General features: G+C 65.5%; 8 protein-coding genes. All 8 read left to right on the top strand.

What is annotated here, in order from left to right:
* Positions 1-83 precede the first annotated feature (83 nt).
* The 8 genes from E4662_RS23900 to E4662_RS23865 all read left to right on the top strand — a co-directional run bounded on the left by E4662_RS23900 (position 84) and on the right by E4662_RS23865 (position 17,105).
* Positions 84-1,151, top strand: coding sequence for a DUF2793 domain-containing protein (locus E4662_RS23900; protein ID WP_136444162.1), 1,068 nt, complete (start codon positions 84-86; stop codon positions 1,149-1,151).
* Positions 1,152-1,387: 236 nt separating this feature from the next.
* A complete protein-coding gene (locus E4662_RS23895; RefSeq protein ID WP_136444161.1) occupies positions 1,388-5,332 on the top strand; it encodes a glycosyltransferase in 3,945 nt (1,314 codons plus the stop codon).
* A gap of 15 nt (positions 5,333-5,347) precedes the next feature.
* On the top strand, positions 5,348-6,730 hold the full coding sequence (locus tag E4662_RS23890; RefSeq protein ID WP_136444160.1) for a sulfotransferase family 2 domain-containing protein: 1,383 nt from the start codon (positions 5,348-5,350) through the stop codon (positions 6,728-6,730).
* A gap of 44 nt (positions 6,731-6,774) precedes the next feature.
* Positions 6,775-7,893, top strand: a complete 1,119-nt coding sequence (locus E4662_RS23885) for a DegT/DnrJ/EryC1/StrS family aminotransferase (protein WP_136444159.1) — start codon at positions 6,775-6,777, stop codon at positions 7,891-7,893.
* Positions 7,890-9,608, top strand: coding sequence for a glycosyltransferase family protein (locus E4662_RS23880; RefSeq protein WP_136444158.1), 1,719 nt, complete (start codon positions 7,890-7,892; stop codon positions 9,606-9,608). The genes E4662_RS23885 and E4662_RS23880 overlap by 4 nt, the downstream gene beginning before the upstream one ends.
* Complete coding sequence (locus E4662_RS23875) at positions 9,605-10,555, top strand: hypothetical protein (RefSeq protein ID WP_136444157.1); 951 nt, start codon at positions 9,605-9,607, stop codon at positions 10,553-10,555. Before E4662_RS23880 ends, E4662_RS23875 begins: the two co-directional genes overlap by 4 nt.
* 60 nt (positions 10,556-10,615) lie before the next feature.
* A complete protein-coding gene (locus E4662_RS23870) occupies positions 10,616-11,203 on the top strand; it encodes an acyltransferase (RefSeq protein ID WP_206080352.1) in 588 nt (195 codons plus the stop codon).
* A gap of 67 nt (positions 11,204-11,270) precedes the next feature.
* Positions 11,271-17,105 (top strand): glycosyltransferase, encoded by a 5,835-nt coding sequence (locus E4662_RS23865; protein ID WP_136444156.1) that lies wholly within the window; start codon positions 11,271-11,273, stop codon positions 17,103-17,105.
* The last annotated feature ends 50 nt before the right edge of the window (positions 17,106-17,155 follow it).

Raw genomic sequence — 17,155 nt, 5'->3', positions numbered from 1 at the left:
GCGGGACCACCGTACGGTGCGTTTGGACCCTGTAAACGGATGCGCTCAATGCTTGTGCGCGACCCGGATCAGGAGCCCGTTTCATGGATACATCAGCCCGCCTCTCCCTGCCCTACCTCATGCCCGCACAGGCGCAGAAGCATGTCACCCACAATGCCGCGCTGGAGCGGCTTGATATCGTGGTGCAACTGACAATCGAAGAATTTGACGCAAGCGCCCCGCCCGTCACCCCCGTGGCGGGGGGTGTCTGGGCGCTTGGGCTTGCGCCTTCGGGGGCCTGGGACGGCCACGGCGGGGATCTCGCCGCCTGGATCGATGACACCTGGATCTTCGTGACCCCGGTCGAAGGCTGGATCGCAACGGACAAGCCCGGCGGCGGATTGCGTCTCTATGCCGGCGGAATATGGTCCGCGCTGAGCACCGGCGGGGGCGGCGGCGGCGGGGGAACGCCTTCGTTCGACAATCTCGATGGCATCGGCATCGGGACCACCCATGACACCACCAACCGCCTGTCCGTTGTCGCGGACGCCAGCCTGCTCAGCCATGACGGCACGGGCCACCAGATGAAGATCAACAAGGCCAGCGCCACGGACACCGCCAGCCTGCTGTTCCAGACAAACTGGTCCGGCCGCGCCGAGATGGGCACCACCGGATCGGACAATTTCGCGGTGAAGGTCTCCGCCGACGGCACCGCCTGGACCGAGGCGATGGTGATCGATGGCGCCAATGGCAACATCGGACTCGGCATGGACAGCCCCAATTACCCGCTGCACATTCACCGCCCCGGCGGGCAGGGCGCAGCGCTGCAGATGAGCAATGACAACAGCGGCTCGGGGACGTCTGACGGCTTCTGGTTTGGCTTCTCGAACCGGGCCTATTTCTGGAACTACGAGGCCACGGACATCCAGTTCGCCACGGACAATGCCGCGCGCATGACAATTGCGCCTGATGGCAAGGTCGGCATCGGCACCACCACGCCTGCCTCGACGCTGGACGTGTCCGGGCCGGTGCGCTGCGGCGCCTATGCCAGCGGTGCCCGCCCGGATGCCGCCGCGGCCGGCGCTGGTGCGATGATCTATGACAGCACTTTGAACAAACCGCTCTGGAGTGACGGGACGATCTGGCGCCTGTCCGGCGGCGCCGCCGCCTGACCCAGGGTCCTGGCCCTGGACCAATACACGTCTGCGCTGAACCGGCCCGATCCTCGCGGATGGGCCGGTTTTTTCATCTCCTGCCGTTTTCGCCCGTGTTTTCCCCGCGCAGCCCCCGCCTTGCGCGGGGTCTTCGTATTGTGACCTTCGGGGGTTTGGGGTAGAGACGGGCTGCCGGGCGGGAGCCCTGCGCCTGCCCTGTCAGGCAACCAAGAACAGACAACCAAGAGCCGAGTATGCCCTCAGCGATCCATGCGGTTATCATCAGCTGGGAAGGCCAACATGACCGGGCGCAGGACATTGCCCGCCAGCTGACAGGCGTGGTCGATAAACTCACGGTTCTCTACTCCAACACCGCCGAAGCGCCGGAAGACGGGCCGGGCAGCTGGGTACAGGTGCCGCAGAGCTGGTATTTCGGGCGCAAGTTCCGCGCCGCGCTTGATCTCGTGGAGCCCGGCGACATCCAGCTGCAGATCCAGGCCGACGTCTCTTATGACGATTGGCCGCGGCTGGTGGCGGACTGCGAAAAGGCCTTTGCCGGACATCCCGATGTCGGCGTCTGGGCCCCGGACCTGACCTGGACCCCCTACCCCACCGCGGACGTCTCCGAAGGCCCGCTGGAAGGCAGCGGCCTGACGCGCGTGGCGCAGACCGACGGCGTGGTCTGGGCCTTTGGTCCGCGTGTTGCAGAGCACATGCGCGGGCTCGACTATGAGGGCAACAATCTCGGCTGGGGCATCGACTGGGTTGCGCTCAGCTTTGCGCGGCAGGGCGGCCAATGCGCGGTGCGCGACACGGCCCATCTCGTCACCCATCCCGAAAGCCGCGGCTATCACGGCGGTGAAGCCGCGCAGCACATGAAAACCTTCCTGTCTCAGCTGCCCAAGGCCATGCAGGCGGATATCCTGACTTTGCACGCCCGGCTGCAGGATCGTAAGAAGGCCTCCTTTATGCCGGGGTCCTCCTCCGGCATGACCAAACCATCAACAAAGACTCTTATGGATACCTCCCAGATGTTTAAATCGAAGTCTGCCAAAACCAACCTGTGCGAAATTTCCTTTGCCGGGGGCACGGTTTTTGCCAAGGCTGGCCCTGATTTCCTCTCCACGGGGCCGCATCTTGTCAGTGGCCGCACCGAGGTGACCTTTGCACCGGCTGATCCTGTCCCGACGCTGGATGACATGTCCCGCAGCTTCCCGCTTGGCGTGGCCGCCGATCCCGTGGGCGGCCAGAAATTCAACGAACTGGACGAATGGCAGGTGCGCGGCTGGAACACCCTGCGCGTTGTCATGGACCCGAGCATCGGCGCGCAGCCCGTGCCGCTTGGCGGCGAGATGGCGCTGAGCCCGGCCGATGGCGATGTGATCTTCATGGCGGAGCTGGCCTGCCACCGCGCGCGCGGCGCGCTGGTGCTGCGGCTCGAAGACGCGGACGGCAACGCGGTCTGGAGCAACCGGGTCAATTTCGACCGCAGCGCGCTTGGCGGGGCCAATGCCGCAGGCTACCAGTCGGTGCAGATGCGCCTGCCCGCCCGCCGCGGCGACCAGATCCTGAAGCTGGAGATTGACTATACCGGCGGCGACAGCACCGCCTCGGGCGACCCGCATGTCTTCTTCGTGGCGCGCCCTTGCGTGACCCGCGCAGGCAGCTCCGGCCTGCAGGTGCCCGTGGGGATGCATCTGGACAATGACACCACCGGCACCGCCGTCTGGTATCGCGCCGATCTCGACGTGGCCAAGCTGAACCCCGGCGATGACATCGTGCTGAAGGTCGATGGCACCTCCATGGTGCTGCAGCCCGGCCATGTGGTGGGCGTGCACATCCACAAGGACTGGGGCCATGTGCTCGAGTTTCACGCCAATGGCCCGGTCAAGGCCGTGGCCTGGATCAATGGCAAGCCGGCTTTCCCGGTGCGCCTTGAGGATGGCAACAACATGCTGCGCGTGCCGCAGACCCATCTGACCGGCCAGCACAGCTGGCTTGAGCTGCGCGATCCCTCGGGCAACCGCGTCTACTGGGCCAACTGGTTCCTGCCGCCGCGCCAGCTGACCCCGGTGCCGGTGCTCCAGCACGAAGGCGCAAAGGCGATCGGCAGCGATCTTTTCCCGCAGTCGCCGCTGCGCTTCAAGGCGCTGCGCGCCCATATGAAGGCGGGCACCCCGACCGAGGAGATGGCCCAGCTCTCGATGGCTTTGGAGGCGCTGGAACGCGGCTATGAGAAGCTCTCGATGAAGCCGCTGAAATTCCCCGAGGTGGAAAACCCCGATGTCAGCATCGTCATCCCCGCGCATAACAAGGTGAAGGTCACCTATGCCGGGCTCTGTGCGCTGCTTCTGGCCTGGAACAAGGCCAGCTTCGAGGTGATCCTCGTCGATGACGCCTCCACCGATGAGACCGCCACCATCGAAGAGCTGGTCAGCGGCATCACCGTGATCCACAACGAAGAGCCGATGCGCTTCATCCGCGCCTGCAACGCCGGCGTGGCGCGGGCGAAGGGCAAATACGTGGTGCTTCTGAACAACGACACCGAGCCGACCGTGGGCTGGCTCGATGCGCTGATCGACGGCTTTGACCGGTTCCCGAATGTGGGCCTTGTGGGCTCCAAGCTGCTCTATCCCGATGGCACCCTGCAGGAAGCGGGCGGCATCATCTGGGGCTCGGGCGATCCGTGGAACTACGGCAACCGCCAGAACCCGCATGAGCCGCGCTTCAGCTATGCGCGCCAGGCCGATTACCTGTCCGGTGCCGCCGTGATGACCACCCGCGAGATCTGGGAAGAGGTGGGCGGGCTGTCGTCCTACCTCGAGCCGATGTATTTCGAGGACACGGACCTGTCCTTCAAGGTGCGCGATGCGGGGTACACCACCTGGTTTATCCCCTCGTCGGTTGTCTACCACTACGAAGGCATGACCAGCGGCACCAGCACCTCCTCGGGCTTCAAGCGCTTTCAGGAGGTCAACCGGCCCAAGTTCAAGCGCCGCTGGGCCGCCGCCTATGCGAATTTCTCCAAGGTCGGCACCGCGCCGGACCTGGAAAAGGACCGCGGCATCGCGGGCCGTGTGCTGTTTGTCGATTACACCACCCCCACGCCGGACCAGAGCGCGGGCAGCTATGCCGCCCTGCAGGAAATCCGGCTGGTGCAGTCGCTGGGCTACAAGATCACCTTCCTGCCCGAGAACCTCGCGCATCTGGGCGGCTATACCGAAGAGCTGCAGAACATGGGGGTCGAGGTCATCCTCTCGCCCTTCTACCGCTCCATCGATGAATTCCTCGCCGAGCGCGGGGCGGAGTTCGACGCCTTCTACATCACCCGCTACCACGTGGTGAATTCGGTGGTCAGCCAGATCCGCGCCGCCAATCCGCAGGCACCGATCCTGATGAACAACGCCGACCTGCATTACCTGCGCCTTTTGCGCAAAGCCGTGGCCGAGCAGGACGAAAACCAGAAAGAAGCCGCCCGCGCGGTGCAGGCCGAGGAGTTTTCGGCCATGCGCAGCGTCGATGCGGTGCTCTCCTACAACGAAATGGAGCATTCGGTCATCGAGGCCCAGTCCGAAGGCGCGATCAAGGTGCTGCCCTGCCCCTGGGTGCTGGACCTGCCGGACACCGTGCCGCCGCGCGACGGGCGCAAAGGGATTTCCTTCCTTGGCGGCTTCCAGCATCACCCGAATGTCGAAGGCGTGGAATGGTTCGCCAAATCGGTCATGTCGCGGCTGGCCAACTCCCGCCCGGAGATCACCCTGTCGATCTATGGCTCGCGCATGGGGGCCGATGTCGAGGCGCTGGAGGCGCCGAACGTTGCGCCCATCGGCTTTGTCGAGGAAATCGAAGACGCCTATGACCAGCACATGGTCTTTGTCGCGCCGCTGCTTTCGGGCGCGGGCATCAAGGGCAAGGTGCTGAGCGCCCTGGCGAGCGGCATTCCCTGCGTGCTCAGCCCGCTGGCCGCCGAAGGCATTGGCCTGCTGCACGGGCGCGACTGCCTGATCGCCAAGACACCCGAGGAATGGGAGGAGTCGATCACCCGGCTCTACGACGATCCCGAGCTGTGGCAGAAACTGGTGACCAACGCCCGCGATCTGGCCGCCCTGCGCTTCTCCTTCGAGGTGGGCCAGGAGCAGATGCGCGATGCCTTCGAGGCCATCGGCCTGTTCTCCAGCACCCGCCCCTGGGCCAAGTAACGGAGCAGGCGCTTCATGCCGATCATCCGCATTTCGGGCAAGCTCGTCTATTTCGCCCATGTGCCCCGCGCTGCGGGCACCTCGGTCGAACGCTACCTGCGCGCCCGCTTCGGCCCGCTGGCCTTTGCCGATCCGGGCTATCTCTCGGTGCCGGAGGGCGCGCGCTGGACGCGCTCTTCGCCGCAGCATGTCACGCGCGATGCGCTGGACCGGCTCTTTCCGGCCGGGTTCTTCGACGCCAGTTTCGCCATCGTCCGCAACCCCTACGACCGGCTGCACAGCGTGTTCCTGCGCCAGCGCGACATCGAGCAGACGATCCCGGCGGACATGTCCTTTGCGGATTGGGTCGGCAGCCTGCCGCAGCCACGCTTCGCGCTCGACAACCACACCCGCCCGATGCTGGATTTCATCCCGAAGGGCGCGCGCATCTTCCGGCTGGAGGACGGGCTGGGGCAGGTGGTGGACTGGCTGGATGACCTGGCGGGCAACAGCCGCGGCCCGCGCGAGATCGGCGTCTCCAACAGCCACGCGGAACGGCTGGCCTTTCTGGGGCGCGAGACGGACACCCAGATCCCGCAAACCGATGAAAGCCTGCGCCGGGCGATCATCGACCGCTACGCCGCAGACGTATATTGGTGTGGGTACACGCCACGCAAAGAAAGACCGAGTATGACGAACGAACAGCCCACCCGGACGGTTATCCTGCACTATCACCTGTTCAAGAACGCGGGCACCTCGCTGGACGAAATCCTCAAGCGCAACTTTCAGGAGCGCTGGGTCACGCGCGAGTTTTCCATGGCGGGCGGCGACAACAGCGCCGAGCTGGCGAAATGGATCGAAAGCGAGCCGGAGGCGGTGGCCTTCTCGACCCACACCGGCATCGGTCCGGTGCCGGAGGTGCCGGGCGTGCGCATCCTCACCGTCATGATCCTGCGCGATCCGATTGCCCGCATCCGCTCCGCCTATCGTTTCGAGCGCAACCAGAAGGCCGACACCTTCGGCGCGCGGCTGGCCAAGGAAACCGATCTCGAAGGCTATGTGCGCACCCGCCTGAAGAACCCCGCCGACCGCCAGTGCCGGGATTTCCAGTGCTCGCGCCTTGCACCGATGATCCCCGGCGAGGCGCCGGAGCTTGACCGCGCCATCGCCGCCGCCCGCGATCTGGACGCCCTGGGCAACGTGGCGGATTTCGACGGCTTCCTGGCCCGGCTCGCCGAGGTGCTCAAGGAGCCGTTCCCCGAGTTCACCTGGGAAAGCGTGCAGGCCAATGTCTCCAAACCGGCGAAAAAGGCCGAGGCCAACAGCGAAGAGGTCACCGCGCTTCTGGAGAAGGCCAATCAGAACGATCTGAAGCTGGTCGACGTGCTGTTCCCTGAAAAACCCGCGCCCGCTGACTGAGCCATCACGGCAGCCCCGGCCCCTCTTTCGCACAGGATTTCCAAATGCTTTTCCCCTTTCTTCGCCCCGCACTGCCCGAACCTGAAAGCTGGACGCCGTATCTGACGACCTCCTACGATCAGCGCTATTTCTCCAATTTCGGCCCGCTGGCCACGGATCTCGCCGACCGGATGAGCAAGGCCTACCTCACCGAGGACTATCGCGGGCTGCTCTGCGCCAGCGCGACCGCCGGGCTGGTGGCCGTGCTGCAGGCGCTGGACGTCTACGGCAAGAAGGTCGCCCTGCCCGATTTCACCTTTGCCGCGACGGTGCAGGCGGTCTTTGCCGCCGGCGCAACGCCGGTCATCTGCGACATCGACCCCGACCGCTGGGAGCTTTGCCCGAACAGTCTCGAATCCGCCTTTGCGGAGCATCCGGACATCGCCTGCGTCATCCACGTGCGCCCCTTCGGCCTGCGCCGTGACATCAGCGCGCAAAAGGCGGTCTGCCGCGCCCATGGCGTGCCGCTCATCGTGGATGCGGCCGCCGGTCTGGGCGCACCGAACAGCGGCCATCCCTTCGGGTCGGAGGATGGCGAGATCGAGGTCTTCTCGCTGCATGCCACCAAGGTCTTTGCCATCGGGGAAGGCGGGCTGATCGCCGCGCCCCGGGCGATGATCGGGGCGATCAAGGCAGCGATGAACTTCGGCTTCCAGGCGGACCGGACCTATGGCGAAGGCCAGAACGCCAAGGTTGACGAGTTTCGCGCTGCCATCGGTCTTGCGATGCTCGAACGCATGACTGCGATCACCGAGACCCGCAGCCGTCACGCGGCCTTCTACGACACGGTCTTTGCCGGGCTGGACGGGTTTCAGACCGCGCAGGATCCGGGGCCGACCCCATGGTCGAACTACCCCGTGGTCTTTGACGAGGAGGTGACCAAGGAAACCCTTGGCGCCTTTGCCGACAATGGCATCGAGATCAAGAAATACTACTGGCCCGGCGTGCTGAAGGGCTACACCGGTCCGCGCCCGGTGCTCTCGGTGCCGACCCCGGTCAGCTTTTCGCTGCAGGACCGCTGTGCCTGTTTCCCGGTCTATTCGGATTTCACCGCCGAGACGGGACTGATGATACAGGAACGCATCGAACGCACCCTCGATCTGCTGGCAAGGACGCGCCCATGACAGAGCCCAAGACCCTGCCGCTGGGCATGACGGATGCCGATGTCCAGCTGCACGCCTGTCTCGATCTGCTGCTGATGAAGGCGGCGATGGACCATCCCGGATTCCAGGCGCTGGCGATGGAGCTGATGACCTCGGACATCGTGCTCGAGACCGAACAGGGCACCCCGGGCTGGGCCTATCACATCGCCCGCCGCAGCGGCATGGGATTTGACGCGCGGTTCATGATGGGGGTCATCCTGTCACGGCTCACCCGCAAGCCGGAAATCCTGCACAAGCTTCTTGATGTCGAACTGGAAGCGCTCGACGCCGAGGACCCGGATCTCGAACTGATGCGCCGCATGCATGCCGCGATGACCGGCGCGCTGCTGCGTCCGCTGCTGAAGACGGCATTGGGGGCCTCGCCCACCGATCAATTCCGGCTGGTGTCGGAATCCCACCGGGTTCTGGACAACATGCAGGACTGGACCAAAAAGCATATTGCGCCCCCGTCCCCGTCCCGGCAGGCCGCGGCAAAAGACGGCACGTCGATCCTGCTGCTGCTGTCCTGGGTGCCTGCCGAGCCCAACACCGGCGCCCATCTCAAGCAGCTGGCCAGCTATACCCACGGGCTGATGATGGCCGGGCAGGCGCAGGGCCGCGGCCCGGTGCGGGTCAAGCTCATGCTGACCTATGACAATCACACCACCTGGCTGGTGCGCAATTATCAGGCCTATTCCAAGAATTCCGCCGCGATCATCGAGACCGCCGTCAAGGACGCGCTTGGCCCGGAGCTGGCCGAGCAGTTCTCGGTCGAACATATCCTGCCGCCGCACCATGACAGTGCCGCAGACTGGGTCCGGCACATTGTCAAAAGCGCCGAGGACTTCAACCCTGACGCCATCCTGCGCTGGTACGGGTTTTACGCCTCGAACGTGGCAGTTCCGGCGCTGCACCAGCGTTTTCCGATCCTCGGCATCCAGTTCAACGCCAAGAACCCGGTTGATGCCTACTCTGACATCCTGCTCAATCAGGGCGAGCTGGCCCCGGAAAAGGCCGACGATCCGCGCTGGCGCGAGCACCGCACGCCGATCGAAGTGCCCCCGCGCCGGCTTGACCTCACAAGAGAAGAGCTTGATCTGCCCGCAGGCGCGCGCACCCTGGTCAGCACGCTCAGCGGCGGCCGTCTCGAAAAAGCGATCCAGCTGCTGCCGCCCGACGCGCGCGGCCAACTGCTCGATTTGTTCGAAAAATACCCCGATCTTGTCTGGTTCTGGGTTGGTGTCGCCGATGAGGCAGGCCTGCGCGCCCTCGATCCCCGGCTGCAGAGCCTGATCGAAACCGGCCGGATCCGCTGCCTGCAGTTCTCTGACGATCTGCGCGCCCTCTACCAGCACTGCGATCTCTATGTGCACCTGCCCGCGATGCACGGCGGCGGCATGGGCGTCGCCATGGCTGTCGAAGAAGGCAAACCGGTGCTGTGCCACGCGGGCGCCGACCCCTGCAACTTCCTGCCGGGCAACACCATCCCAACCTCCTGGCCCGGCTTCCTGGCCGAACTCGAGCAGCTGATCGCCTCTGAACAGACACGGGGAACCTACGCCAGCCAGCAATCGGACTGGATGCGGGACAAGCACAGCCTTGCCGGTGTCGGGGGCGAGGTGCTTGGTTACATCGACGAGGCCGTCGCCCTGCACCGGGCCGCCGCCAGCTCCCAACAAACCGAGCCCACCTCATGATCACGCTTCACCTCGGCCAGCCCAAAACCGGCACCAGCATCCTGCAATCGGCGCTTTTCCTGCTCTCCGAAGAGTCCGACAGCTTCGTCTACCCCAAGGCATTTCAGGGCCCCGGCCGAGGCCATCACACCCTGGTCCACAAGCTGCGGCAGCCCGGAGGCTTCGAGGAAATCCGCCCCGAACTGAAGGCGCTCCTCACGCGCGAGGCCGCGCGGGACATCGTGTTTTCAACCGAGGAATTCTGCAATCTCATCGGCCCCCGGCACCAGCCGGTCCTGCGCCGTCTTGCCGGGGTCTGCGCCAGACATGCCGAGGTTCAGGGCGTCCTCTACCTGCGCCGCTATGACGACTTCTTCAATTCGATGATGCTGCAAAGCATGCGCTACGGGGATTTCCACGGCTCGCCGGAGGATTACGTCTTCATGCGGCTGAGCGACATCTACGTGTTCTTTGCCAGCCTCAAAAAATTGCGCGAAGAGGCCGCCATGACGCTGCGGCTGGTCCCCTATGGCCCCGGTTTCGACATCTTGCAGAACTTTCAGGAGGTCTGCCCGGCGACGCGGGGGCTCGATGCCGTGGGGCCGCTGCCAAAAACCGAGAAATTCAGCTGGAAACAGCAGGTCTTTATCGCCCAGTCGCCCGACATCCTCGGCACACGCCTGTCGCGGGCGCAGATGGAGAAAATGATCATCGCAATGCGCGAGGCGGGCACAGGGCTTGAGGGTGATCTGACGAACTACTGCATCATCCCGCCAGAGCTTGATCAGGTGGTGAACGATGCGGCGCTGATTGCGGCCCGCACCCAGGGCATCACCGAATACAGCGAAGCCTTCTCCGCCCCGGGCGACAAGGAAAAGCACTACGTGCCCTTCGATCGCAGCATCCTGACCAAACAGGACATCGCGATCCTGTCCGAGATGGCCGGCGTGACGCCTCTTGCCCCCTAGGAAGGGCTGTGCGTTTCTGGACCTGTACACTGGTAACGAAAACACCCTCGGGAGGCTGACGTGGAAAACCCCTTTGATGCTGGCTACTACCACAGCGAAGAGCTGCGGACCTTCGGGTTTGCCGAGGTCGGCGATGACGTGATGATCGCGCGGAACTGCACCATCATCGGGCTTCCCAACATTTCGATCGGGCACAATGTGCGCATCGACGGCGGCACGACAATCGCGGCGGCGCGCGGGCGCTGTTCCATCGGCTCTTTCATCCACATCGGCGGCGGCTGCCATCTTGCCTGCGTGTCCGATGTGACGCTCGAGGATTTCACCGGCCTCTCCCAGGGGGTCAAACTCTACTCGGCTTCGGATGATTACTCCGGTCGCAGCCTGACCAACCCGACAATCCCGCCTGAGTTCCAGACGATCCACAGCGCGCCGATCCGGCTGGGGCGGCATGTGATCATCGGCTCCGGCAGCGTCATCCTGCCCGGGGTGCATATCGGCGAGGGGTCCTCCGTCGGGGCCCTGTCCCTGGTCGGCAAATCCCTTGATCCCTGGGGCATCTACTCCGGCATTCCGGTGCGCCGGGTCAAGGACCGGCGCAAGGATCTGCTGGCCTCCGAGGCACAACTCCTGCAAAGCCGCGGCCTCTGATCCCCGCGCGGCCGCCGACAAGACCGAGACCGGCCTCAGGCCCCGGGCAATACGGAACAAGAAGACCATGAGCCAGACGCCCTCCCCCCTGATCTCGGTGATTGTTCCCGTCTACAATGTCGAAGCGCATGTCGGGGCCTGTCTGGCCAGCCTGCGGGCGCAGACCTTTGACAATTTCGAAGTTCTGGTCATCGACGATGGTGCCACCGATGCCAGCGCCGCGCGGGCACAGGAGGTGATCGCCGGAGATGCGCGCTTTTCGCTGATCCAGCAGGACAACCGCGGCCTGTCCGGCGCACGCAACACCGGGCTGGATCATGCGCGCGGGGATTTCATCGCCTTTGTCGACAGCGACGACCGCGTCACCCCCGATTATCTCATGCAGCTCTATCAGGCTTTGCAGACCAGCGGTGCCGATTGGGCCGCCTGTGCCGTGCGCTCCTGTTTTGCAGGCAGCCCCAGCCACGTGCATTCCGCCATCCATGACGCGCCGCAGATCGGCAGCCACCCGACCGCCCGCCGCTTTGGCCTGAATACGTGGTCCGATGTCATCCGGCATTTCCCCTCCGCCTGGAACAAGCTCTACCGCCGCACGCTGATCGAAGGGCTGCGTTTCGAGATCGGCACCTGGTTCGAGGATCACGGCTTCTTCTACCGCGCCGCCGCCCGCACCGATCATATCGTGCATGTCCCGCAGCCCTTGTACCTGCAAACCCGCGGCCGCGACGGGCAGATCACCGCCAGCGATGACGAGCGGGTCTTTGAACAGTTGGACGTTTTGCGCGACATGCGCACCATCATGGATGAGGGTGGCAAGCCCGGCAGCGATGAGGCCTTTGCCCGCATCGCCTCGCGCCTGCTGTTCGAGCGCTCCTCTGCCCTGAAAACTCCGGAGCGCCGCGCCCGCTTTGCCAAGGCCGCAAACGGTTTTCTGCAGGAACAGGGTCTGATTTTCACGCCGGACTGGGACGACGGCATCGCCCGCGCCTGGGGTCTGGAGATGGACGGTGAGTTGCCGCTCAGCGTGGTGATTCCATGGGACGGGATTGACCCGGGCGCGCTCAAACGCACTCTCACCAGCCTTGCCGAGCAGGACGGACCGGGCCGCGAAGTGCTGCTGGTCACCAAAGCCACCCCCGAGGCGCAGACCCTCGCCAAAGCCTTCCCCGGCACCCGCCTCCTGCCCCCTTCAGGCGCGCCTTTGCAGGCCGGGGCCGAGGCGGCGCAGGGTCTCTATCTCACCTTCCTGCAATCCGGCGATCTGCTCAAACCTTCCGCCCTGCGCGATTGGGTGGAGGTCATGCTGCGCACAGGCGCGGACAGCGGGCTTTGCCCGTTCTGGCAAGGCACCGATGCCGATGCCCTGCCCCACAATGGCTTTGACGACATGCGCGCCCTGCCCGGCGGCACCCCTCTGGCCGGTCTGCTCGATCTGACACCCGCCGCCGTGCTTGGCATGAGCCCGATCCTCTCAACCCGCATCTTCCGCCGCGCCGCGCTGAACGCCCTGCCCGGTTTCACCAAAGGCCCGCGCGCCCATTGGGCGCTCTGCCTTGCCGCGCCGCTGATGGGGCCGTGCGCCTATATCGACTGGGCCGGTGTCGCCGTGGATCTTGCGCCAGATGGCGCACGCGGGCGGGCCTGCCCGCAGAGCAGCCGCGCGCTGAGCAAAGCCCATGATGCGCTGATCCGCGCCCTGCCCGAGCCGGTCAAAACCCGCCTGCCCAAAGGCTGGCAGCGCCGTCTTTACGCCCGCGCCATGCGCGATCAGGTCACCTTCGGCCTGCCCGCCTCGAAACCGCGCAAGGCTTTGCTGCTGGGTGGCCTCACGCTTGGTGCCGCCACCCGGGGCCTGACCGGCGCAGGGCGCGATCCCGCCGGGTTCGATCCTGCCTTTGGTCCCGGCCTCGCCCGCCTGCTGCACCCGGTCAGCCTCCTGCGCGGCGCGCCGCTGCAACCGCATGTCTCGGGGCTGTTCCCCTCGGGTCAGGACGCCCCGATCGCCGAGGCCACCGCCGGCGCGCATCTGCTCTATGCCTTCCCGCTGCAGGGCACCGGCCTCTTCCGCTTCCGCGCCGATTTCCACGCCGACCCTTTTGCCAACCTCTCCTTTGTTGCCGAGGATGGGGTCGAAGTGCCTTTCCACCTCTCCCTGCGCCAGAAAGACGGGCTGATCGTCGCCAATGACAGCCGCCCCGATGGCGCGTGGCGGGCCGAGCGGCCAATCCCCTGCCCGCTCCCCCAAAATGGCACCGAGGTCACCGTCGAGATCACCCCGCCGCAGGTGCGCGTCACGGTGAACGGCCAGGAGGTGCTGAGCCTTGGCCGCCGCACCGCGCGAAACCGCACCGGGCTCACCGGACTTGAGCGCATCACGTGGCTCGCCGCGCAAGGCGGCGTGACCGTGCTCGACATCCTGCCCTGCCCCGCAGGCCCCGCCTATGCGCTTGATCCGCGCCTGCAACTGCGCGCTTCCATGCTGCCTGAAAACCCCGTCCTGCATGTGGCCCATTCCGGCGAAACAGTCTCTGTTACGGCCCAAAACGGCACCGACAGCCTTGTCGATCTGCCCGGTCGGCACTGGCAGGGCCTCGCGCCGGACGCCCCGCTGGAACTGACCAATGACAGCGGCGCAGTGGTTTTCTCCCTCACCCGCGAAGCGCTGGCGCAGCGCATCAACCAGCTCATGACAGCGCCCCCCGGCCCCGCCGACAGCGCGCTTGTGCTGACCCTCTTTGACCACCTGCGCTTTGGCGGCCTGCACGCGCATCTCACCCCCGAGACCCGGCAGGCCCTGCACGCGCTGGCCGAACACTATGATCTGGGCAGCTACATCGCCGGGGCCGGCGAGACCCCGCCCCGCCCGCTCGGCGCCACCGAGACAGACGCGGCGCGCATCGACGCCGCGCTGACCCGCTTTGCCCTCAGCCAGCAAAACACCCCCGCCCCCGATCCGCTCGACGTGGTGCGCGAGCTGGACTTGCCCGCCTCCGCGCAGCGCGGCGCGTATCTGACGCTCACGGATGTCTTCTGCCGCGAGGGGCAGGATTTTGACGGGTTTTATGCGCTGACCGATCCCGCCCTCTGGACGGATCCGGACCTGCCCGAAGACGCCTGGACCCGCTCCGCCATCCTGCCGTTCCTGATCAAGGCCGGGCGGTTTGACGAGGCCGCCGCCTGCCTGAAGGCCATCGCCTACCCCGCCCCCGGCTGGGTCATGACCCCGGCCATCGCATGGGCCGCCCGCCGCGCCGCGCAGGACCCTTCCATGCCGGAGCCCGCGCGTGCGGCGATCATCGAGGCGTTCCTGTCCTTCGTCACGGAGCGCGCCGCGCTCTATTGGAGCCGCACGCCCTGCGCGGCGCTGACCGCCGCCATGGTCTCCTTGCTGCTCGACCTGCCCCGGAGCGATGCCCTGTCGCAGCGCATCACGGGGGCCGCCCTCAAGGCTTACGGCCTGTCGCGGCAGTTCTGGCGGCTGATGGCCGCGCGCGCGCCGCTGCCCCTGCCCCTCCAGACCGCCCAGAGCCTCTTTGCGGTGATCGAAGAGGGCCGCGATCCCGTAGCCGTGGACGAGTCCCTGCGCTTCTTTGAACGCGCCGGGTGCCTTGATGCCCCGCGCCTGCGGCTGGAGCGGCTTGGCCCCTCTGGTCTGCCACTGAACGGCGCGGCCCCGGACGCCCCGGCGCTGATCCAATCGAGCAAGACCCCCGCCGAGGCCGCCCTGCGCCACATGGCCTGCCCCGGCGCGGCAGAGGTCTCCGGCGCTGTCTCGGACCTCGCCGCCTCCGCCCTGCCAAAGCTCTACGCGCCCACGGCCGAGGCGCCTTATGAGGCCCTGCAAAGGGATCTCGGTCAGCGCATCCTGCATATGCTCAAAACCGGCGATTGCGCAGAAATAGACTCTGTATTGCACAGCTGCGCCCGCCTCTCCGATCAGGGGCTCGGCCTTGGGCTGGCGCTGCTTTTGAAGGACATCGCGCCGGAGCCTGTCCTGACCTTCCTCACCGAACAGCTTGCCGCCCTGCCCGAGGACGCGCGCACCGCGCGGCTCATGGCCCCTGCCCCGCGCGCCGCGCTTTCCCGCCTCAAAGACGATGACCCGCTGCTTGCCCTGTTCGGCGGCAAACCGGCTCTGCCGGAGGCCCCGGACCTCTCCCATGGCAACCCGCTCTATGACACGCTGGTCGTGGTCTTCTCCTGCAAGCCTTATCTGGGTACCCGCATCCCTGCCCTGCAAAACGGCTGGCTCTCGCTGCTTGATGCGCTCGACATCCCCTATATCGTTGTGGTTGGCGACGGCGACGGACGGCGCGAGGGACACATCGTGCACCTTGATGCCCCCGACGATTACGAAGGTCTGCCGCAAAAGACCCTCGCCGCCATCCGCTGGGTGCATGACAACACGGCCTTTGGCCACATGCTGAAGATCGACGACGATTGCTTCCTCAACGCGCCGCTGTTCTTCGAGGGGCTGACCTGGCGCAAACACGATTACTATGGCCGCAAGCTGACCCGCGGCGTCGGCCAGATGGACCGCGTCTGGCATCAGGGCAAATCCGCCTCCGCACGCGGGCAGTTCGAGCTGGACCGCTCGCCGGAGCCGTCTTTCTACGCCGATGGCGGCTCGGGGTATACGCTCAGCCGCCGGGCCATGGGTGAGGCGCTGGCCGCCGCAGACAGCCCCGCCGGGCAACGGCTTATCCAATTGTCCTTCATGGAAGACAAAATGCTGGGCGATCTTCTGGCCCTGCGCGGCATCCATGTGATGGACGAAGGCTATCGCGTCTCCGTCCGCCGCCGCACCTTTGGCGCCGCAACGCCGGTGGCGGCCTGGGTCAATTCCTTCTTCCCCGGCCCTTCTGCGCCCCTGCAACTGATCCATCTCGACACCGAAAAGGATCAGCACTTTGCGCTGGAACGGCTGGGAACCCCCGGCCTTCACCCGCCGAAAATCTGGCCGAGCTATCAGCCGGTCAAGCTTGGCTACCAGAGCAACGCGCTGGAACTGCTCTCGCCCCCCGAGACGATTCAACGGGCAAAAGAGGCCGAAGTCGCCGTCGCCGCCGTGATGCGCAACGAGATGTTCATGCTGCCGCATTTCCTCGCCCATTACCGCGCGCTTGGCGTGACCAGCTTCCTGATCGCCGACAACGCCTCGGACGATGGCACGCGCGAATACCTGCTTGAACAGCCCGACGTGGCGCTTTTCTCCGTCGACACCGATTACAAGCAATCGCATTACGGCGTGGCCTGGCAGCAGGCAATGATCTCTGCTTTCCGCACCCATAAATGGACGCTGGTCGCCGATGCGGATGAATTGCTGGTCTGGCAGGAAAAACAGAGCCAAACCTTGCCCGATCTGCTCAAAACAGAGGCTTTCAGGGACGCCGAAGCCGCGCGGATTTTCATGCTCGACATGTATCCCCAAGGGCCTTTGGAAGCGGTGGATTTCGCCAGCGGCGATCCTTTTGCCGAGGCCGGCTTTTGCGACGCCCAGCCTTTCCTGACAAACACGCCTGCGCGCGGACCTTATTCGGACAATCCCACATGGACCTCCGCCCTGCGCCACCGGCTGATCCCCGGCTCACGGGCGACGCTCTTTGTGGCGCAGAAGCTGGCCTTGCTGAAATACCACCCCTTCATGCGGCTCTCGGACGGGCTGCATTATGTCGGTGACGCCAAACTGGCGGAGCGCGAGCTGCTCTTTGCCCATTTCAAATACAACGCCGCCTTCCGCGAAAAGGCCCAGACCGAGGTTACCCGCCGCCAGCACTTCAACGATGCCGAGGAATACCGCAAATACCTCGCCCTCGCCTCCGAAGGGCGCAGCGTGATCTATGATCCGGACCTGTCGGTGCCATGGGCCGACTGTGCCTTTGCCAAGGCCCGGTTGGGGTGAGCGGCACGCAAAACCCGGTCTTTGCTGTGCGCAGCCTGGAGTTATGAAAG

It is taken from the genome of Pacificoceanicola onchidii, from assembly GCF_004804335.1.
GTDB lineage: Bacteria > Pseudomonadota > Alphaproteobacteria > Rhodobacterales > Rhodobacteraceae > Pacificoceanicola > Pacificoceanicola onchidii.
This window is presented reverse-complemented; position numbering and strand designations above follow the sequence as displayed.

Excerpts from the sequence above, each read along its gene's own strand:
- E4662_RS23880 (WP_136444158.1), top strand. The coding sequence starts at position 7,890 with ATGACAGAGCCCAAGACCCTGCCGCTGGGCATGACGGATGCCGATGTC.
- E4662_RS23885 (WP_136444159.1), top strand. The coding sequence starts at position 6,775 with ATGCTTTTCCCCTTTCTTCGCCCCGCACTGCCCGAACCTGAAAGCTGG.
- E4662_RS23865 (WP_136444156.1), top strand. The coding sequence starts at position 11,271 with ATGAGCCAGACGCCCTCCCCCCTGATCTCGGTGATTGTTCCCGTCTAC.
- E4662_RS23900 (WP_136444162.1), top strand. The coding sequence starts at position 84 with ATGGATACATCAGCCCGCCTCTCCCTGCCCTACCTCATGCCCGCACAG.
- E4662_RS23890 (WP_136444160.1), top strand. The coding sequence starts at position 5,348 with ATGCCGATCATCCGCATTTCGGGCAAGCTCGTCTATTTCGCCCATGTG.
- E4662_RS23895 (WP_136444161.1), top strand. The coding sequence starts at position 1,388 with ATGCCCTCAGCGATCCATGCGGTTATCATCAGCTGGGAAGGCCAACAT.
- E4662_RS23875 (WP_136444157.1), top strand. The coding sequence starts at position 9,605 with ATGATCACGCTTCACCTCGGCCAGCCCAAAACCGGCACCAGCATCCTG.